At 43.6% G+C, this 19291-nt stretch carries 17 protein-coding genes and 1 other annotated feature; of the genes, 14 read left to right on the top strand and 3 right to left on the bottom strand.

Annotation, left to right across the window (positions count from 1 at the left end; genetic code table 11):
* Nucleotides 1-94 precede the first annotated feature (94 nt).
* From FZC79_RS04030 to FZC79_RS04020, 3 genes are all read left to right on the top strand, one after another.
* The gene (locus FZC79_RS04030; protein ID WP_148945569.1) at nt 95-895 is read left to right on the top strand and encodes a transporter substrate-binding domain-containing protein; all 801 of its coding nucleotides are present in this window, start codon (nt 95-97) and stop codon (nt 893-895) included.
* 256 nt (nt 896-1151) lie between these two features.
* Entirely contained in the window at nt 1152-1799 is a 648-nt protein-coding gene (locus FZC79_RS04025; RefSeq protein ID WP_148937854.1) for an amino acid ABC transporter permease, read from the top strand.
* Nucleotides 1800-1845: 46 nt separating this feature from the next.
* Nucleotides 1846-2568, top strand: a complete 723-nt coding sequence (locus FZC79_RS04020) for an amino acid ABC transporter ATP-binding protein (protein WP_187442654.1) — start codon at nt 1846-1848, stop codon at nt 2566-2568.
* 662 nt (nt 2569-3230) lie between these two features.
* Here FZC79_RS04020 and FZC79_RS04015 read toward each other — a convergent pair.
* Complete coding sequence (locus tag FZC79_RS04015; protein WP_148945567.1) at nt 3231-3716, bottom strand: LiaI-LiaF-like domain-containing protein; 486 nt, start codon at nt 3714-3716, stop codon at nt 3231-3233.
* Between the two features lie 690 nt (nt 3717-4406).
* Entirely contained in the window at nt 4407-4529 is a 123-nt protein-coding gene (locus FZC79_RS23780) for a hypothetical protein (protein WP_286365355.1), read from the bottom strand.
* Between the two features lie 84 nt (nt 4530-4613).
* Here FZC79_RS23780 and hemA point away from each other — a divergent pair, with 84 nt between their 5' ends.
* The 9 genes from hemA to ysxE all read left to right on the top strand — a co-directional run bounded on the left by hemA (nt 4614) and on the right by ysxE (nt 14258).
* Entirely contained in the window at nt 4614-5969 is a 1356-nt protein-coding gene (gene hemA / locus FZC79_RS04010; protein WP_148945566.1) for a glutamyl-tRNA reductase, read from the top strand.
* Nucleotides 5970-5984: 15 nt separating this feature from the next.
* Nucleotides 5985-6818, top strand: a complete 834-nt coding sequence (locus FZC79_RS04005; RefSeq protein ID WP_148945565.1) for a cytochrome c biogenesis protein — start codon at nt 5985-5987, stop codon at nt 6816-6818.
* 16 nt (nt 6819-6834) lie between these two features.
* Complete coding sequence (gene hemC, locus FZC79_RS04000; protein WP_148945564.1) at nt 6835-7767, top strand: hydroxymethylbilane synthase; 933 nt, start codon at nt 6835-6837, stop codon at nt 7765-7767.
* On the top strand, nt 7767-8564 hold the full coding sequence (locus FZC79_RS03995) for a uroporphyrinogen-III synthase (protein ID WP_148945563.1): 798 nt from the start codon (nt 7767-7769) through the stop codon (nt 8562-8564). Before hemC ends, FZC79_RS03995 begins: the two co-directional genes overlap by 1 nt.
* 2 nt (nt 8565-8566) lie before the next feature.
* Nucleotides 8567-9547 carry a porphobilinogen synthase gene (hemB, locus tag FZC79_RS03990; protein WP_148945562.1) on the top strand — a complete coding sequence of 327 codons (981 nt, stop codon included), beginning with the start codon at nt 8567-8569 and terminating at the stop codon, nt 9545-9547.
* A 124-nt stretch (nt 9548-9671) separates the two neighbouring features.
* Complete coding sequence (hemL, locus tag FZC79_RS03985; RefSeq protein ID WP_148945561.1) at nt 9672-10961, top strand: glutamate-1-semialdehyde 2,1-aminomutase; 1290 nt, start codon at nt 9672-9674, stop codon at nt 10959-10961.
* Between the two features lie 454 nt (nt 10962-11415).
* Entirely contained in the window at nt 11416-11763 is a 348-nt protein-coding gene (locus FZC79_RS03980; RefSeq protein ID WP_148945560.1) for a hypothetical protein, read from the top strand.
* 141 nt (nt 11764-11904) lie between these two features.
* A complete protein-coding gene (gene spoVID / locus FZC79_RS03975) occupies nt 11905-13071 on the top strand; it encodes a stage VI sporulation protein D (RefSeq protein ID WP_148945559.1) in 1167 nt (388 codons plus the stop codon).
* 143 nt (nt 13072-13214) lie between these two features.
* Nucleotides 13215-14258, top strand: a complete 1044-nt coding sequence (gene ysxE, locus FZC79_RS03970; protein ID WP_148945558.1) for a spore coat protein YsxE — start codon at nt 13215-13217, stop codon at nt 14256-14258.
* A 202-nt stretch (nt 14259-14460) separates the two neighbouring features.
* Here the strand turns inward: ysxE and FZC79_RS03965 are convergent, their stop codons facing one another.
* A complete protein-coding gene (locus FZC79_RS03965; RefSeq protein ID WP_148937843.1) occupies nt 14461-14652 on the bottom strand; it encodes a hypothetical protein in 192 nt (63 codons plus the stop codon).
* A 161-nt stretch (nt 14653-14813) separates the two neighbouring features.
* Nucleotides 14814-15045 (top strand) — a binding site (T-box leader).
* Nucleotides 15046-15112: 67 nt separating this feature from the next.
* Here FZC79_RS03965 and FZC79_RS03960 point away from each other — a divergent pair.
* Together FZC79_RS03960 and FZC79_RS03955 are read left to right on the top strand one after the other, a co-directional pair.
* The gene (locus FZC79_RS03960; protein ID WP_148945557.1) at nt 15113-17758 is read left to right on the top strand and encodes a valine--tRNA ligase; all 2646 of its coding nucleotides are present in this window, start codon (nt 15113-15115) and stop codon (nt 17756-17758) included.
* A 218-nt stretch (nt 17759-17976) separates the two neighbouring features.
* Entirely contained in the window at nt 17977-19272 is a 1296-nt protein-coding gene (locus tag FZC79_RS03955) for a bifunctional folylpolyglutamate synthase/dihydrofolate synthase (protein ID WP_148945556.1), read from the top strand.
* Nucleotides 19273-19291: the final 19 nt, after the last annotated feature.

Here is a 19291-nt window from a genome sequence, read left to right as displayed (position 1 = left end):
AGAGTTATCAGTAATTTTGAATTTTGTGAATCATCCATTAGTTTGTTAGCATAATACATAGGACTAAAAAGATTTGAAGGGGGCCATTAGAGAAATGAAGAAATTATTTAGTTTTGCAGCATTATCATTATCAGCCATTTTAATTACGGGGTGCGGAACAGACGAGAGCAGTTCCGGAAGTGGATCAGACAGCGGGTTGGATGTAGTCGATGAAGGTAAATTCACCTTCGCCGCATCCGGGGAATTCAAACCTTTCAGTTTTACAAGCGGTGATGGGACAATGACAGGTTTTGATATTGACGTTGCTGAGGCGGTTGCTGAGGAATTGGGACTAGATCCGGAACAAAAGAAATTTAAATTTGCCGGAATCGTTGAAGGTGTCCAGTCCGGGCGTTTTGATGCAGCAGTGGCGAGTCATACCATTACAGACGAGCGTGCTGAGAAGGTAGACTTCTCTACTCCATATTACTACTCAGGGCCTCAGATCTTTGTACGCCCGGATAGTGATGTTGAAACATTGGCAGATCTGGAAGGAATGGAAATTGCCGTATCAAAAGGCTCTACTTATGCAGAGACAGCGGGTGAAGCAACAGAGAATATAAAGACGTATGATAGTGATGTTGTTGCACTTGAAGCTCTGAGCAAAGGGAAGCACGATGCAGTCATCACCGATTTTGTCACAGGTAAAGAAGCGATCGGCGCAGGTTTGGAAATTGAGGCAAGGGAACTTCTTGGCCGCAGTGAACAGGCGATTGCCGTTGCCCAGGATAATGAAGAACTTCTGGATGCGATCAATGAAGCATTAGAAACACTTAGAGAAGACGGAACGTTGGAAGAAATCAGTCAAGAATATTTCGGAGAAGACATTACAGCTGACCCTGAGGGAGAAGAATAAACACCATCAATTTTAGGGCGGATGTGCACATTTTTAGCGCATTCGCTTTTTTCATCTAAAAAATTCTTCTAAAATTGCAGTTTGTTCATCCCGTGATTCACGACTAGTTTTCATTCCCAAATCCTGGCCAATCTTCTACATAAGTATTTGAAAAGTAAAAAGGCAGGTTGGACGAAGTGATCACCAGGATATAGAAATGATCACCTGATCTACAATCAGGTTTTAGAAGTGAAATAAAGAAATAGGAGGGAATAAGGTGACTTTTTTTGAAACATTCATAGATACTATCGATGTGTTCCTTCAAGGAATGCTTTTAACGTTTCAACTTACCGTGGTATCTGTATTCATTGCCATATTCATAGGTTTATTTTTTGCCTTTATGAAAATTTCCAAAGTGAAAGTCCTGGAAATCATCGCAGATCTTTATATTTTTATAGTGCGGGGAACACCTTTAATTGTTCAGATCTTTATCTTTTACTTTGGTTTAACTGAATTGGATATTTCCGGTTTCTGGTCGGTAGTTCTTGGTCTTGCCTTCCACAATGGTGCCTATATAGCTGAAATCTTCAGGGGTACAATCCAGTCAATTGATAAGGGCCAGATGGAAGCGGGCCGCTCACTCGGTATGTCCAACGGATTGACTATGAGAAGGATTATACTTCCTCAGGCTTTCCGCAGAGCGCTTCCTCCAATGGGCAACCAATTTATCATTGCCCTGAAAGATTCCTCGCTGGCATCTTTCATCGGTATGTTTGAACTCTTCAGTGTAGCGACTACACTCGGATCAAATAACTTTGATTATATGACCTATCTATTAATCGTAGCGGTTTACTATCTTGTGTTGGTACTTTTCTTCTCTATGATTGTCAACCTAGTCGAAAAGCGTATGTCTTTAAGTGATTAATGAACTGACTTCCAAAACAGATGGAGGGATTAATTTGAGTCAGGAAATGATAAATGTTGAAAAATTGAATAAGTCCTTTGGTGATTTGCACGTACTGAAGGATATAGATATGAAAGTAAAAGAGAGCGATGTGGTTTGTCTTATCGGTGCAAGTGGTTCGGGAAAAAGTACCTTGCTAAGATGCCTTAACTTCCTTGAAATGAAAGACAGCGGAAAGATTATCATTGAAGGGAAAGAAGTGAACAAGGGAACTCACGACTTGAATAAAGTCAGGGCCAAAGTAGGGATGGTCTTTCAGCATTTCTTTCTTTTTCCCCATAAGACGGTCATTGAAAATGTCATGGAAGCACCTATTCAAGTAAAAAAGATTCAAAAAAGCAAGGCAAAGGAAGAAGCGATGGCCCTTTTAAAGAAAGTCGGGCTTGAAGACAAAGCGGATGTCTATCCTTCCAAGCTTTCCGGAGGACAGAAGCAGCGTGTTGCCATTGCCAGGGCACTCGCGATGAAGCCCGATATCATGCTGTTTGATGAACCGACTTCAGCTCTCGATCCGGAATTGGTAGGAGAAGTTCTCTCTACTATGAAAGAATTGGCGCTTGAAGGGATGACAATGGTGGTTGTGACTCACGAAATGGGATTTGCTCGTGAGGTAGCAGATTGGGTCATTTATATGCATGATGGCAGGATTGTGGAAGTCGGTCCTCCAGATGAGTTGTTCGGTAATCCTAAAGAGCAGCGTACTCAGGAGTTTCTTGATTCCATTTTATAGCATACAAAAAAAGGAACCGGACAATCGAGGGCGCTGAAAATATACCGAATTTAATATCAAATTCTCTTTAATAAAGAAAGAGTCAACTATACTTCCTTAAATCGGAAGAATGGTTGACTTTTTTCTTTGAAGCCATTGAATGGGTTGCTCTTTTTATCTCATTAGCTTTAGGTCTTTTAATGATTTTTGGAATATTCGCCAGCCGGGCCGGGATAGATACCGATTCAAGGATCTGGAATAGTGACCAGCGGTACTGACCAGCCAGTTTCAGCACCTGGCTAGTAATATAGAGGGAAAAATTCCCCTTATTTCCTAAAAAGTATGTAAAAAAGCCTAAATAGCGGGAGAAAGTCCCCTTATTTGACTTCAAACACTAGAAAATAGGTTCAATTCTACAAATAAGGGGAAAAATTCCCTCTATTTACTCCAATATTACCTTAGAAATTACAATTAGCGGGAAAAACTCCCCTTATTTTTACCGCTGAATACGTAATTAAGAAAATGAGCAGCCGCTTTCGCAATAAAGCCCAGTGGAGCCGTGTCTTAAACTGAAACCAACAATACTCACGAGAAAAAGGCAGAATCGTTCTTAGAATTGAACGATTCTGCCTTTTAGATTTTTATCGGACTTTTTCAGTGCCCACGGACAATTCGGTTCCTTTTTACTTTTTCTTAATGAATAAGAGATAAATACCGATGAGAACGATAATAAGCGGCCAAAAGTCCCTTATTATATTTACCCCTCCCTGGAGAATCCCCAGCCACAACAAAACTTTATCATAAAACAAAAGAATTATAGCTAGAATAAGGAAGAGAACTCCTTGAAACAAGCCGCTGCCTGTTCTCTGATATCGGAGCAGAAATCCGAGTGAAATGATTAGAATGAACACGCCGATATGGTCCGGCCAGATTGCGATATGGCTGCTAATGTGAAAATGAAGGCCGAAACCGGTGAGAATCGTACCTGGCAGAATAGCCTCATAGTCTTTTCCTTTGTAGCCTTGCGCCAAGAAGGCAATCCCGACGATGATCAGTAAAGTGGGCCACGTGTAAAATTCCCGGAAGATAGAAATATTGGATTGTTGAAAATAGAAATAGATGCCGAAACCTATCAGAATCATTCCTGGAAAAAGTCGTTGTCCTTTCATGAGTGCCTCCAAATTGTAAACTTGAATAATAGGGTTCAATTTGTTACTCTAACATAGGAAAGTATGTCGAAAAGAATAAGTTTATGTAAAATTATTATATAGTATCCTTAGAATGGGGTATAAAGCCTATAGGAGATTCGGCTTATAGCGAGCTGCCTTTACATTTAATCGCTATCCAGTTCCGTCGGCTAGGTCCTCGGGTCGTTATTCTTTCCCCAGCCGAGGACAAAGGGCGTCCTCATCTGGGGAAAGGAATCAACGCCTGTCGGACCTGAGCGAGCCGCCTCCACTTTTAATCTATCCGGTGCAGGCAGCTAGGTCCTCGGGTCGCTGCATGCCGCCAGTTGAGGACAAAGAGCGTCTTCACCTGTCAGCCTGCCAGCGCCTGTCGGACCTGAACGAGCTGCCTTTACACTTAATCGCTATCCAGTTCCGCTGGCTAGCCCCTCGGGTCGTTGCATACCGTCAGTTGAGGATAAAGTGCATCCTCATCTGCCGGCCTGCCAACGCCTGTCGGGGCTGGACGAGCCAGCTCCACTTTTAATCTATTCCGGTGCAGGCGGCTAGGTCCTCGGGTCGTTATTCATTCACCAGCCGAGGACAAAGAACGTCCTCATCTGGTGAAAGAATCAGCGCCTGTCGGACCTGAACGAGCCGTCTTTACACTTAATCGCTATCCAGTTCCGCTGGCTAGCCCCTCGGGTCGTTGCATACCGTCAGTTGAGGATAAAGTGCATCCTCATCTGCCGGCCTGCCAACGCCTGTCGGGGCTGGACGAGCCAGCTCCACTTTTAATGGTACCACAGGTTTCATCTTATGTTCACATTTATTTGATGGGTTATTTATCGTACATGTTATACTAGAGTCAATGATTAATTTGGGGGTGTCATTTCTATCATGCATATTATTGTAGTCGGTTTAAATTACAAAACGGCCCCTGTCGAGATTCGTGAACGTTTATCTTTTAATGAAGCAGACCTGCAAACAGCGATGGATACACTTAAGGGTAAGAAGAGTATTCTTGAGAATGTGATCGTTTCTACATGCAACAGGACGGAAGTATATGCGGTCGTGGATCAGCTTCATACAGGTCGTTATTATATTAAAGAATTTTTATCTCAATGGTTTGGACTTGATAAAGAGGAGTTTTCTCCTTATTTATTCATATATGAGCAGGATGGTGCTGTTGAGCACTTGTTCAATGTTACGTGCGGTTTGAATTCCATGGTTGTCGGAGAGACGCAGATCCTTGGCCAGATCAGGACCAGCTTCCTGGCTGCACAGGAATCCGGTACAACGGGAACGGTTTTTAATCACTTGTTCAAGCAGGCAGTAACGCTTGCAAAGAAAGCTCATTCTGAAACGGAAATCGGTTCAAACGCTGTTTCTGTCAGCTATGCGGCTGTTGAACTTGCCAAAAAGATCTTTGGTAATTTAAAAGGGAAGCATGTCCTGATTCTCGGGGCTGGAAAAATGGGTGAGCTCGCAATCAAGAATTTGCACGGAAGCGGGGCAACCAAGGTCACTGTTATCAATCGTACTTTTGAAAAAGCGGTGGATTTGGCTGAGAAATTTAACGGAAATGCCAAAACTCTGCAAGAGCTTCAATGTGCCCTTGTAGAAGCAGATATCCTGATCAGCTCTACAGGTGCAAAGGATTATGTCATTACTAAAGATCAGATGGTCTTGGTGGAACGCATGAGAAAGGGCCGTCCGTTGTTCATGGTTGATATTGCGGTGCCAAGGGATATCGATCCTGAAATTGAGAACCTTGAGAGTGCCTTCCTTTACGATATAGATGACATGGAAGGCATCGTTCAGGCGAACATGGCTGAAAGGCAAAAAGCGGCTGAAGCGATTGGGATCATGATTGAAGCTGAAATTGTGGCTTTCAAAGAATGGCTCAATATGCTTGGCGTTGTACCAGTAATTTCAGCTTTAAGAGAGAAAGCTTTAACGATCCAAGGGCAGACCATGGAAAGCATTGAGCGAAAGATGCCCAACCTTTCTGACCGTGAACGTAAAATTCTAAATAAACACACGAAGAGCATCATCAATCAGCTTTTAAAAGACCCGATTCTTCAGGCCAAGGAATTAGCGGCACTGCCTGACGGACAGGAAAAGCTTGACCTATTCATTAAAATCTTCAATATTGAAGAACAGCTGCAGCTCCAGGCGGATGCACTTGAGAGTAAGGGGAAAGAAAAGCAGGCAGTTCCGGCACCTAAACTCCAGCCTTCTTTTCAATCATAAGCGAGGGTGTTGTCTATGTTTGAACAAACGATGACAAGGCTGCATGAACTGATGATTGTTCTGTACGCTATAAGCATTCTGTTTTACTTCATAGATTTCTTAAACAAAAACCGGAAGGCAAATTTGTTTGCCTTCTGGCTTCTTGCGATTGTTTGGGTCCTTCAAACAATCTTTTTGTTTCTTTATATGATGAAAACAGGCAGATTTCCGGTCCTCACCATTTTTGAGGGACTTTATTTTTATGCATGGGTGCTAATCACGTTGTCTCTTGCCATTAATAGAGTCCTTCGTGTGGATTTCACAGTATTCTTCACCAATGTTCTCGGATTCATCATCATGGCCATACATACATTTGCGCCGGTGCAGGTTGAATCCAATGCGATGGCAGAGCAGCTTGTCTCTGAACTGCTGCTGATCCATATCACCATGGCCATCCTTTCATACGGGGCATTTTCCTTGTCCTTTGTTTTTTCCCTTCTCTATCTGCTGCAGTATAAACTGCTGAAACAGAAAAAATGGGGGTCCAGGTTATGGAGGATCAGTGATTTGTCGAAACTAGAGAAGATGGCTTACATATTAAATGCGATAGGTGTGGCCATGCTGTTATTGAGTTTGATACTCGGCCTTCAATGGGCCTTTATCAAACTGCCTGACTTTCTCTGGTACGATCCGAAGATCATCGGTTCATTCTTTGTACTGATTATATACAGCGTCTTTTTATATTTACGTATTCGCAAAGAGGTATATGGCAAGAGTCTGGCGTTTTTGAATACCGGCGCCTTTTTAGTAATCTTGATCAACTTTCTTCTTGTCAGCAGGCTTTCATCATTTCATTTCTGGTATTCATAAGCTTAGGAGGTTCGTAATGCGAAAAATTATAGTAGGATCACGTCGAAGCAAACTTGCATTAACACAAACTAATTGGGTCATCAATAAGTTGAGAGAATTGGATCCCTCTTTTGAGTTTGAAGTAAAGGAAATTGTCACAAAAGGAGATCAGATCCTGGATGTCACTCTATCCAAAGTCGGAGGAAAAGGTCTTTTTGTAAAAGAAATCGAACAAGCGATGCTGGATAAAGAAATCGATATGGCAGTACATAGCATGAAAGATATGCCAGCTGTACTGCCGGAAGGTTTGTGTATCGGCTGTATTCCTGAAAGAGAAGATCACCGTGATGCTTTCATTTCCAAAAACCACATCAAGCTGAGCGATCTTCCTGCGGGAGCGATTGTAGGAACAAGCAGCTTGAGAAGAGGAGCACAGATCCTTGCACAACGTCCTGAGCTGGAAATAAAGTGGATCAGGGGTAATATCGATACACGTCTTTCAAAGCTTGAAACAGAAGATTATGATGCCATTATTTTAGCGGCAGCCGGATTGTCCCGTATGGGCTGGACATCCAATGTCGTGACAGAATTCCTTGAGCCGGAGTTCTGTGTGCCGGCAGTGGGGCAGGGGGCTCTATCCATAGAGTGCCGTGAAGATGACAAGGAACTTCTTGGACTGCTGAGTAAATTTGCCTCTGCAGATGTCACTAAGACAGTTACAGCTGAGCGGGCGTTCCTCCATAAAATGGAGGGTGGATGCCAGGTGCCGATTGCAGGCTATGCCGAACTTATAGGCAGTGATGATGTAGAGCTGACGGTGCTTGTTGCCTCTCCGGATGGAAAAGATATTTACAAAGAGACAGTCACAGGTACAGATCCTGTGAAGGTCGGTGAAGAAGCAGCAGCATTGTTGACTGAAAGAGGTGCCAAAGCCCTTATTGATAAGGTGAAAGAGGAGCTTGATCAGTAATGGTTGCCTCTTTACCGCTAAGAGGCAGTGGTATCTTAGTGACAAGAGAAGCAAAGAATGCGGAAGGAATGGCGGATACCATCAAGAAGTATGGCGGTATCCCCCATATAGTTCCGCTTATATCATTCAGACCTTATAAAGATGATATAGAAAGTACATATTTAGAAAAACTGAAATCCTATGAATGGATTTTTTTTACTAGTAAAAACGGTGTGCACTTCTTTTTTGAAAAATTGAAGAAGCACCGTCTTACCCTTAATGGAAGCGGAACCAAATTCGCTGCAGTCGGGGAAAAAACATGTAAAGCACTTAATAGTTACGGAATTCAAGCTGATTTTGTGCCGAAATTCTATTCTGCAGCTGACTTTTCTGAAGAGTTTCTTGAAAAAGTCACAGAAACTGGACCGATTCTTCTATCAAAAGGAAACTTAGCAAGAGACACAATAGCTGTTCGATTAAGGGGAACGGGTATAACTATTGATGAATGGGTCACCTATGAAACCTTCTTCCCAAAAGATCATGAAAAAAATTTAATTACATTATTAGAAAACAGAGAACTGGCTGCTATTACTTTTACAAGCCCTTCGACCGTAAGGAGCTTCATGAAGATTGTCAGGGAGAATCATCTTGAATATAGCCTCGACGGCTTGATTACCGCTTGTATAGGGCCTGTTACCAAAGAGGCAGCGGATCAGAATGGTCTGGCTGTACAAGTTGTTCCCATAAAGTATACAGTTGAAGAGATGATAGAAGAGTTAGCAGGCTATTTCGCTTTAAAAAAGAAAAGGGAGGAATAAGCATGACAGACTTGAAATTTAACCGTCACCGCCGCCTTCGCCAGTCAGAAAACATGAGAGCGATGGTCCGTGAAAACTTTCTTAGGACGGAAGACTTAATTTATCCGCTTTTTGTTGTGGAGGGTGAAAATGTAAAGAACCCTGTTGCATCCATGCCGGGTGTCTACCAAATATCCATGGACTACCTGAAAGCTGAACTGGATGAATTGAATGGACTTGGCATTCACTCCATCATTTTGTTTGGTGTACCTGCGGAAAAAGATGAGCTTGGAAAAAGTGCCTATGATGCAAACGGAATCGTCCAGCAGGCAACCCGCCATGTAAAAGAACACTATCCTGAAATGGTCGTGGTGGCCGACACATGTCTTTGCCAATATACGAGCCATGGACACTGCGGTATTGTGGAGGGCGGCAAGATCCTTAACGACCCGACACTCGACCTGCTCGCCAAAACAGCTGTAAGCCAGGCGGAAGCAGGAGCGGATATCATTGCTCCATCCAACATGATGGACGGCTTTGTGGCAGCCATCAGAAAAGGGCTTGATGAGGCCGGTTTCCTTGATGTACCAATTATGTCTTATGCCGTGAAGTACTCTTCCAGCTTCTACGGGCCATTCAGGGATGCTGCCCACAGTTCACCGAAATTTGGAGACCGCAGAACGTATCAAATGGACCCTGCTAACAGAAGAGAAGCCCTTCGTGAAGCTCAATCCGACATCGAAGAAGGAGCGGACTTTCTGATCGTTAAACCAGCCCTTTCATACTTGGATATCATCCGTGACGTCAAAGATCAATTCAATGCACCGGTCGTAGCTTATAATGTCAGCGGCGAATACTCCATGATTAAAGCGGCGGCAGCTAACGGATGGGTCGATGAGAAAGCGATGGTCATGGAAAAACTGACAAGCATGAAGAGAGCAGGAGCTGATCTCATCATCACTTATGCAGCCAAAGATGCAGCAGCCTGGATAAAAGGTGAGTAGTCTCCTGGATCAGACTCATACTCAGTAAGAATTAAATAAGTACATTTTCTAAACGCTGTTTTAAAAACCAGCCCTTCTGTAAGGAAGAAAATGACGAAATTTAAAGAAAACGGAGGAACTTATCATGCGAAAATATGACCAGTCAAAACAGGCTTTTAAAGAAGCGGTAAAAGTAATGCCGGGCGGAGTGAACAGCCCTGTCCGTGCATTTAAATCCGTTGATATGGACCCGATTTTTATGGAAAAAGGAAAAGGCTCCAAAATCTATGATATCGATGGAAATGAATATATCGACTATGTCCTTTCCTGGGGACCATTAATTTTGGGACACACCAACGAAAGAGTAGTTCAATCGATTAAGGAAGTGGCTGAACTCGGTACAAGTTTCGGGGCACCGACTCTGGTTGAAAACAAGCTTGCGGAGCTTGTAATCGAGCGTGTACCTTCTATTGAAATTGTAAGAATGGTTTCTTCCGGTACAGAAGCGACAATGAGTGCGCTCCGCCTTGCAAGAGGATATACCGGGCGGAACAAGATCATTAAATTCGAGGGCTGTTACCATGGCCACGGCGACTCTCTGCTGATCAAAGCTGGTTCCGGAGTGGCTACATTGGGATTGCCGGACAGTCCAGGAGTTCCTGCCGGAGTGGCAGAGAACACAATTACGGTTCCTTACAATGACTTAGAAAGTCTGGAATATGCTTTCGAACAATTCGGAGACGATATTGCTGGGTTGATCGTAGAACCGGTGGCAGGAAATATGGGCGTTGTTCCTCCTCAGCCTGGATTCCTGGAGTCTCTTCGTGAAATCACAGAGAAATACGGGTCATTGCTGATTTTTGATGAAGTCATGACAGGCTTCCGTGTCGGCTACAATTGTGCTCAAGGATATTATGGCGTTACACCTGACTTGACGTGCCTTGGAAAAGTTATCGGCGGCGGCCTTCCAGTTGGAGCGTACGGCGGTAAAGCGGAAATTATGGAACAAATCGCCCCGAGCGGTCCTATTTACCAAGCGGGTACACTGTCAGGAAATCCGCTTGCGATGACAGCAGGCTTTGAAACCTTAAGCCAGCTGACACCAGAAAGCTATAAAGAGTTTGAACGAAAAGCCGACCGACTCGAAGAAGGCCTTCATGCGGCAGCTGAAAAGTTTGGAATTCCGCACACCATCAACCGTGCTGGTTCCATGATCGGCATCTTCTTCACAAACGAGGAAGTCAAAAATTATGAAGGTGCGAAGAGTTCAGATTTAGAGTTATTCTCATCCTATTACCGTGAAATGGCAAATGAAGGGGTATTCCTCCCGCCATCACAATTCGAAGGTCTTTTCCTTTCCACAGCTCACACGGACGAAGACATCGAGAAAACCATCCAGGCTGCAGAGAAAGCCTTCCAGAAAATTAAGGGTTAATGATATTGAAGACAAAGCCAGTAATTGTGGCTTTGTCTTTTTTGATTTTTATCAGATTTTTACACAGGATACTTATTTAAACAATCTGTTCCCTCTTTCTACGAAGCTCTCATACAAAAGCCTGGTTACTTTTTATTCTCAGAGGTATTTTGAAATGTTTGAGATTGGGTTACTTCGGTCGGGAGCCGGTGAATTTGCTGGAGATATGTATGAAGTGGGTGTTACGTCGGTCGGGAGCCGGTGAATTTGCTGGAGATATGTCTGAAGTGGGTGTTACGTCGGTCGGGAGCCGGTGAATCTGCTGGAGATATGTCTGAAGTGGGTGTTACGTCGGTCGGGAGCCGGTGAATYTGCTGGAGATRTGTATGAAGCTGGTGCTGCTTCGGTCGGGAGCCGGAGAATTTGCTGGAGATATGTATGAAGCTGGGGTTATCTCGGTCGGGAGCCGGAGAATTTGCTGGAGATATGTCTGAAGTGGGTGTTACTTCGGTCGGGAGCCGGTGCATCTGCTGGAGATGTGTATGAAGCTGGTGCTGCTTCGGTCGGGAGCCGGAGAATTTTGCTGGAGATATGTATGAGGATGGTGTTACTTCGGTCGGGACCCGGTGAATTTGCTGGAGATATGTATGAAGCTGGTGCTGCTTCGGTCGGGAGCCGAGTAATTTGTGTGAGATATGTACGAAGTGCGAGTTACTTCGGTCACGATCGTCTGATTTTCCTCAAGGTATGTATGACAATGCGAATCAATGGACAGGAAATGCCGCATCTTCAACCAAACAAGCTTGAAGAGGGGGTTCACTAAGGTACTTCCCCACAACCACTGTGGAAACAGTATTGTAAAAAAAATCATTTTAAAATTTCAATTCATATTCTTCCACTCCTCCTCATAAGTTGATAATGACATTGATATACCTTGTAACGGAATTGAAAGGAGGAGTTTTCTTTGTCACAAGAACAACAATCGTGCTTGCGATTTTCTTTGGAAGAAGCTGTTTGGTTTAAAAAAGGACAGGAAGTAGAAGAATTACTTTCCATCTCTTTAGATCCCCATATAACGATCCAAGAGCAGGAACAATATGTATTGATCCGGGGAACATTGGATTTGACAGGAGAGTATCTGCCTTCAGGTTCTCAGCCTGAAGAAGAGCCGGAAAATTGGTACGACTTCCAACATAACGGAAAGTACGTCCAGCGTGTGGAATTCAGGGAAAAAGGAGAATGTGAGTTCACACATAGTTTTCCTGTCGATGTAACCATTCCAAAGAACCGGATTGCCAACCTGGATGAAATCGATGTATATGTCGATTCTTTTGATTATGTAGTTCCCGAAAATGCCTGCCTGAAGCTGAATGCCGATTTAACAATCTCTGGCATTTATGGAGAACAGCAGGTTCATGCCCCAATTGAACTCGCAGAAGACCAGGTGATTGAACCGGTTTATCGTGCCGCTCCTGCTGCTGAAGTTTTTCAGGATACAGAAGAGGAGACTTATGAAGAACTGGAAGACTTAGACTACGAAGATGATAGAGAAGAAGAAATCGAAGAAGAAACAGAGACAGAAGTCCATTATGAAGATGATGGGGCTGAGGAAGAAGAAGAAGATGTTTATGAACCGTTTGTTGTCGAGGGCAGAAAGGCTCCTGTAGAAGAGGAAGAAGTGGTTATTCCGATCTCCTATGAAGCGAAACAGGAGAATCATCCGGTCTTTTCGTATGATGAGGAAGAATTCGAGTATGCAAGAGGCGAACAAATTGTGGTTGAAGAAGAAGTGGCTGCAGAAGAAGTGCAGGAGATTGAAGAAGAATCTTCTTCCGTGATGTTCGAAGACGAAAGCAGTTCTCCGGAGGAAAAGGCAGCCAAGAAAAAACCACTATTCAAGAAAAAGTATGAAAGTATTTCTTTAACCGACTTTTTTGCCCGTAAAGATGAAGGCAGAGCGGCGAAAATGAAGGTCTGTATCGTCCAGGAAGGAGAAACACTTGAATTAATCGCCGATAAGTATGATTTATCGATTCCGCAATTACTTCGTGTCAATCACCTGGAGGCGCATCAGGATGTATCAGAAGGCCATGTCTTGTATATTCCTCAAGAAGCGGTTTTCAAAAATTAGGTTGTGGTGAGCAAGGGTCTCTTCCTTGCTCTTCTGTCTTTTTCTTAAGGTGAAATTCTGCACCTCTGGATAACATAGTGAAATTAGGTTTTCTCACTAAGACAGAGACGATTTTACGGCAAAAAATAAAGCAGGTGAAAGGAATGGCTATTGACCAAAACTTAACGAATGTCTTGAAGGCTTATGGTGTCCAGCCGCATTTTGCGGAGGATTTCGGTAAGGTGAAAAAGGTGTATACAGAAAAAGGCACACTTGCTGTAAAGAGGATTCCTGCGGGGACGGGGGTTGATTTTGTAAGGAATGTACAGCATCTTTTTCAATCAGGCTACCACCGGATAGTCCCGATTTATCCCACCATGGATGGAAGATATGCAGTTTGGCAGGACAACGACCTGTATTACGTTATGCCCTGGCTGACAAATGAAGTGAAAGAGAATCGGTTTGAAAGGCATCAAACCCTTTTTCGCGAGCTGGCGAGGCTTCATACCCTATCTTCCAAAGAACAGAAGATAGGAAAAGAAGAGCGTGAAGAACATTATGAAACAGTGAATGCAAGATGGGAGAAGGAGCAAAACTTCCTGGAAGAATATATAGAGTTGTGTGAGAAAGAATTGTATATGTCTCCTTTTCAGTTGTCTTACTGTATGTATTACGCTGATACTTCTCAGGCTCTGAAGTTTGCCAGGAAAAAATTCGACAGCTGGTATGAAGAGTCAAAGGATTTGGAAAAAGTTCGTAGTGTAGTGGTTCACGGGAAAATTTCCTCCGAGCATTTTCTTTATGACGACAGGGGCTCAGGGTTTTTCTCAAATTTTGAACAGACCAGGATCGCTTCTCCGATCCATGATCTTCTTCCATTTTTGTCCCGGACTCTTAAAACCTATCCCAAAGCATACGATGAATGCTTTGATTGGCTGATGACTTACTGCAGCCACTTTTCGTTCAGAAGTGAAGAAAAGCTGCTATTCCTGAGCTATCTTGCTTATCCAAGCGGACTGATTTCAGTTGTAAAAAAATATCACGATACTCCAAAGGACAAACGGAACGAAATAAAGTTCTTGAGGAAATTGCAGCAGCACTACTGGCTTCTCAAGAATACCGAGTATATTGTCATGAAGTGGGAAGAGCGGGAGCAGCGCAAGAAAGAAGCCCAGCAGCAAGCACAAGAAGGAGCTTCATCCTCATAGCGGGGAGAAGCTCCTTTTTATAAAGCTCTTTTACAAAACTTGCTGCTATAAAATATAAATTCAAAAAATATAGGCCATTAATTCCTGGTAAACTAAAAAGAAAAGAGCTGCTCTTCATTTTAAGAAAGAGAAACCGAGTATTAAAAGGGAAAATCCGGTTCTTGGGTTTTTCCGAAAGTAACAACATAAGCGAAAAAGCCTTTTACAGCCATTCAAAGTAAAAGGCAAGGGCGAGGCCGATGAAAACCGCCAGCAGCAACACATCAAAAGTAGTCGGGATCAGGATGGTTCGTATCCCTTGGAAAATGCAAAATGGTATACTGAACTGCTTACATACATTCCGGCAGGTACGGAGCCAGGGAGGCAGTACATAAGGATTATATTTTTTCCGCATTGAATCTCCTCCTGATACGATTTATATTATTCTATGTGCCTAGGTTTTCTTTAGTTCCGCATCTGTCCAAATTTTTTTGAATTATTTTTGAAAAAATGGGCGATAATGATTGACGAACAGAATTAAAATCCGATACTATATTGAATAATAGTATATACGTTCCAAATGCAAAGATAGGGAGTAGTACTTTGAAACTCGCCTCCAGAGAGGGAAATCAACCTGCTGAAAGATTTCCCAGGCAAAGACAAAGGAAAGTCGCCCTTGAGCAGATTCCGTGAAGAGCAGTAGCGGAATCCGGTTTAAAGCCGTTATCTCAATGAAGTGCCAGGTTTGAAACTATATTTAAGCCTGTGTAAAAAGGTGGTACCGCGAATCAGCTCCCTCGTCCTTTTAGACGAGTGGAGTTTTTTTATTTTTCAGAGAAAAAACACATAATATTATCTCTAAGGAGGAAGTAATCATGGAAAACAATGAAATCAGCATGCCGACCAAGTACGATCCGCAATCTATTGAAAGCGGCCGTTATCAATGGTGGCTCGATGGCAAGTTTTTTGAAGCAAAAAATGATAAAGAGAAGGAACCTTACACCATCGTTATTCCGCCGCCTAACGTAACCGGCAAACTTCACTTGGGCCACGCTTGGGATACAACCCTGCAGGATATCCTGACTAGAATGAAACGGATGCAGGGCTATGATGTCTTATGGCTTCCGGGGATGGACCACGCCGGAATCGCAACTCAGGCTAAAGTGGAAGAGAAGCTCCGCAATGAAGGGACCACCCGCTATGATCTTGGCCGTGAAAAGTTCCTTGAAGAGACATGGAAATGGAAAGAAGAATACGCAAAGCACATCCGCCAGCAATGGTCGAAGCTCGGGCTTGGGCTGGATTACAGCAGGGAGCGCTTCACTCTTGATGAAGGTCTTTCAGAGGCTGTTAATGAAGTGTTCGTTAACCTGTATGAGAAAGGCTTAATTTACCGCGGAGAATATATCATTAACTGGGATCCGGCAACAAAGACGGCTCTTTCCGATATTGAAGTAATCCATCAGGATGTTCAAGGAGCATTCTATCATATGAGATATGAACTGACTGACGGATCAGGGCACATTGAAATCGCAACTACCCGTCCTGAAACAATGCTTGGTGATACGGCCGTTGCGGTACATCCGGAAGACGATCGTTACAAGCACCTCATAGGCAAAAAGGTAACACTTCCAATCACCGGACGAGAAATTCCGATTCTCGGAGATGACTATGTTGATATGGAATTTGGATCAGGTGCCGTTAAAATCACACCTGCCCACGATCCTAACGACTTTGAAATCGGAAACCGCCATGATCTCGAGCGTATCCTGGTTATGAACGAAGACGGTTCCATGAATGAAAAAGCAGGAAAGTACGAGGGAATGGACCGCTTCGCATGCCGCAAACAGATCGTGAAGGACCTTCAAGAATCCGGTGTCCTCTTCAAAATTGAAGACCACATGCATTCAGTGGGCCATTCAGAGCGAAGCGGAGCTGTAGTAGAACCTTATCTTTCCACACAGTGGTTTGTTAAAATGCAGCCTCTTGCAGATAAAGCGATTGACCTGCAGAATGCTGAGGACAAGGTAAATTTCGTTCCTGACCGTTTTGAAACTTCCTATCTGCGCTGGATGGAAAACACTCGTGACTGGTGTATCTCCCGTCAGCTTTGGTGGGGACACCGTATTCCGGCCTGGTACCATAAAGAAACAGGAGAAATCCATGTTGGAAAAGAAGAACCAGCAGACATCGAAAATTGGAGACAGGAAGAAGATGTACTGGATACATGGTTCAGTTCAGCACTATGGCCGTTCTCTACAATGGGCTGGCCGGATACAGAAGCGGAAGATTTCAAACGCTACTATCCGACAGATGCTCTTGTAACAGGCTATGATATCATCGGCTTCTGGGTTTCAAGGATGATTTTCCAAGGACTTGAGTTTACTGGAACACGCCCTTTCAAAGATGTTCTGATTCACGGTCTAGTAAGAGCTGAGGACGGCCGCAAGATGAGTAAGTCCCTTGGCAATGGTGTAGATCCGATGGAAGTGATCAATCAATATGGTGCAGATGCTTTAAGATACATGCTTTCCACTGGAAGTTCTCCAGGTCAGGACCTTCGTTATTCAACAGAGAAAGTTGAATCAGTTTGGAACTTTGCCAACAAGATCTGGAATGCTTCAAGATTTGCTCTTATGAATATGGACGGAATGAAATATGAAGAAATCGACCTGACAGGTGAAAAATCTGTTGCGGATAAATGGATTCTGACCAGATTGAACGAAACGATCGAAACGGTAACGAAACTGGCTGACCGCTATGAATTCGGCGAAGTGGGCCGCATCCTTTATAACTTCATCTGGGATGATTTCTGTGACTGGTATATCGAAATGGCGAAGCTTCCTCTATACGGAGAAGATGAAGCAGCCAAGAAGACGACAAGATCGATTCTTGCCTACGTTCTCGATAATACTATGAGACTTCTGCATCCGTTTATGCCGTTTATTACCGAGGAAATATGGCAGAACCTGCCGCATGAAGGCGAATCCATCACGACTGCTGCATGGCCGGCTGTGAAGGAGGAGTTCACTGACAAAGCAGCTGCCGAGGAAATGAAGCTTCTTGTAGAAATCATTCGTTCTGTCCGCAATATTCGTGCAGAAGTGAATACGCCTTTAAGCAAGCAAATTAAATTGCTTCTGAAAGCCAAGGACGATGGAGCACTTTCTACACTCGAAAAGAACAAAGCTTACATTGAACGTTTCTGTAACCCGGAAGAGATGACAATTTCTAAGGATATTGAAGCACCTGATAAAGCTATGACAGCTGTAGCAACAGGAGTGGAGCTTTATCTTCCGCTGGAGGGGCTGATCAATATCGACGAAGAGATCGCCCGTTTGGAAAAAGAGTATGAGAAGTGGAACAAAGAAGTAGCCAGGGTACAAGGCAAGCTGAACAACGAGAAGTTCGTCGGCAAAGCTCCGCAAAAAGTAGTAGATGAGGAGCGCGCCAAAGAAGCGGATTATCTCGAAAAGCGCAGCACGGTTGAAGCCCGCATACAGGAACTGAAAGGCCAATAAGAGAATACCATCATCGGGACTGGTCCAGAAGGAAGTGGATATACTTCTTCGGGACAGTCCCGCTTTTAAATGAATAATATGCAATATACATAAAATCCAGGCGAATGTGCAGGGATAAGCAATCAGTGTGTACGAGGTGCATTTTCTAATCAAGAGATTCTGGTTGCTGAAAGAACATCTACACATGTGAAATTGCCTCTAGAAAAGGAGTGACAGTGTTGATTAAAACATATGAGGAAGCAGTCGACTGGATTCATTCCCGGCTAAGGCTGGGCATCAAGCCTGGTTTAAGCCGGATGGAATGGATCATGAAGAAGCTGGACCACCCGGAAAAAGAATTGAAAGCGGTCCATATTGGCGGTACCAATGGAAAAGGGTCGACCCTAACCATTCTGCGAAACATATTGGAAGCGTCAGGATATGATACAGGTACGTTCACTTCGCCGTATTTTGAAGTTTTCAATGAAAGGATTTCTGTTAACGGCAAACCGATTTCTGACGAAGAGATCCTGGAACTCGTAAATGTGATTATTCCATTGGCGGAGGAACTAGAGGAAACCGAATTAGGGGGACCTTCCGAATTTGAAGTGATTACCTGTATGGCCTTGTATTACTTTACCCGGATGAACCGGGTCCCGATTGTCCTGCTTGAAGTAGGACTTGGCGGCCGCTTCGATTCGACAAATGTCATTGATCCAATGCTGTCCATTATTACAAACATCGGGCTAGACCATACTCAAATTTTAGGTGATACCATCAATGATATTGCTTTTGAAAAGGCCGGAATCATCAAAGAAGGAAAGCCGGTCGTATCGGCGGCCTCCCAGCCTGATGCCCAAAGAGTGATTAGTTCAAAAGCAGAACAAATGAACGCTGACCTCTATTTGCACAACCGGGATTTTAAGGCGGAGTATAAAGGGGCTTCAGCAGATGGAGAGATATTCGACTACATAGGCACAGACGGAAAGAGAACGTATGAAATCGGGATGATCGGAAGGCATCAAACAGAAAACGCGGCATTGGCGGTAAAAGCTGCAGATTTACTAGAGAAAATGTATTCCTATAAAATTAAAGAGAGTGCTATAGAACGTGGATTGGCTGAAGCTTATTGGCCGGGCAGGATGGACAAGGTCAGTGAAACGCCTGCAATCTATCTCGACGGAGCACATAATCCAGAAGGAATGCAGTCATTAATCCGGACGATTGAAACAAGATTTAAAGAAAAATCAGTGCATATTTTATTTGCAGCTCTCAAAGATAAGGACCTGCAAACCATGGTAAGAGAACTGGAAAAAAAGGTTTCCAGCATCTCATTGACGACGTTTGATTTTCCGAGGGCGGCATCTCCTGAAGAGCTTGAAAGGTACTTCTTATTAAATAAACACCACACGGTAAAGGAGTGGAAGAAGTACCTGAAAGTGTATATAAATACGGCCGGCAGTGAAGATATCCTGATCATAACAGGGTCGCTGTATTTCTTGTCAGAAGTCAGACCGGAAATTGTAAGCAACTGAAAGTATTTGTAAATTTTTC

It is taken from the genome of Rossellomorea vietnamensis (assembly GCF_008180615.1).
Taxonomy (GTDB): domain Bacteria; phylum Bacillota; class Bacilli; order Bacillales; family Bacillaceae_B; genus Rossellomorea; species Rossellomorea vietnamensis_D.
This window is presented reverse-complemented; position numbering and strand designations above follow the sequence as displayed.

Excerpts from the sequence above, each read along its gene's own strand:
- FZC79_RS04030 (WP_148945569.1), top strand. The coding sequence starts at position 95 with ATGAAGAAATTATTTAGTTTTGCAGCATTATCATTATCAGCCATTTTA.
- FZC79_RS04020 (WP_187442654.1), top strand. The coding sequence starts at position 1,846 with ATGATAAATGTTGAAAAATTGAATAAGTCCTTTGGTGATTTGCACGTA.
- FZC79_RS04015 (WP_148945567.1), bottom strand. The coding sequence starts at position 3,716 with ATGAAAGGACAACGACTTTTTCCAGGAATGATTCTGATAGGTTTCGGC.
- FZC79_RS23780 (WP_286365355.1), bottom strand. The coding sequence starts at position 4,529 with ATGAAACCTGTGGTACCATTAAAAGTGGAGCTGGCTCGTCCAGCCCCG.
- hemA (WP_148945566.1), top strand. The coding sequence starts at position 4,614 with ATGCATATTATTGTAGTCGGTTTAAATTACAAAACGGCCCCTGTCGAG.
- FZC79_RS04005 (WP_148945565.1), top strand. The coding sequence starts at position 5,985 with ATGTTTGAACAAACGATGACAAGGCTGCATGAACTGATGATTGTTCTG.
- hemC (WP_148945564.1), top strand. The coding sequence starts at position 6,835 with ATGCGAAAAATTATAGTAGGATCACGTCGAAGCAAACTTGCATTAACA.
- FZC79_RS03995 (WP_148945563.1), top strand. The coding sequence starts at position 7,767 with ATGGTTGCCTCTTTACCGCTAAGAGGCAGTGGTATCTTAGTGACAAGA.
- hemB (WP_148945562.1), top strand. The coding sequence starts at position 8,567 with ATGACAGACTTGAAATTTAACCGTCACCGCCGCCTTCGCCAGTCAGAA.
- hemL (WP_148945561.1), top strand. The coding sequence starts at position 9,672 with ATGCGAAAATATGACCAGTCAAAACAGGCTTTTAAAGAAGCGGTAAAA.
- ysxE (WP_148945558.1), top strand. The coding sequence starts at position 13,215 with ATGGCTATTGACCAAAACTTAACGAATGTCTTGAAGGCTTATGGTGTC.
- FZC79_RS03965 (WP_148937843.1), bottom strand. The coding sequence starts at position 14,652 with ATGCGGAAAAAATATAATCCTTATGTACTGCCTCCCTGGCTCCGTACC.
- FZC79_RS03960 (WP_148945557.1), top strand. The coding sequence starts at position 15,113 with ATGGAAAACAATGAAATCAGCATGCCGACCAAGTACGATCCGCAATCT.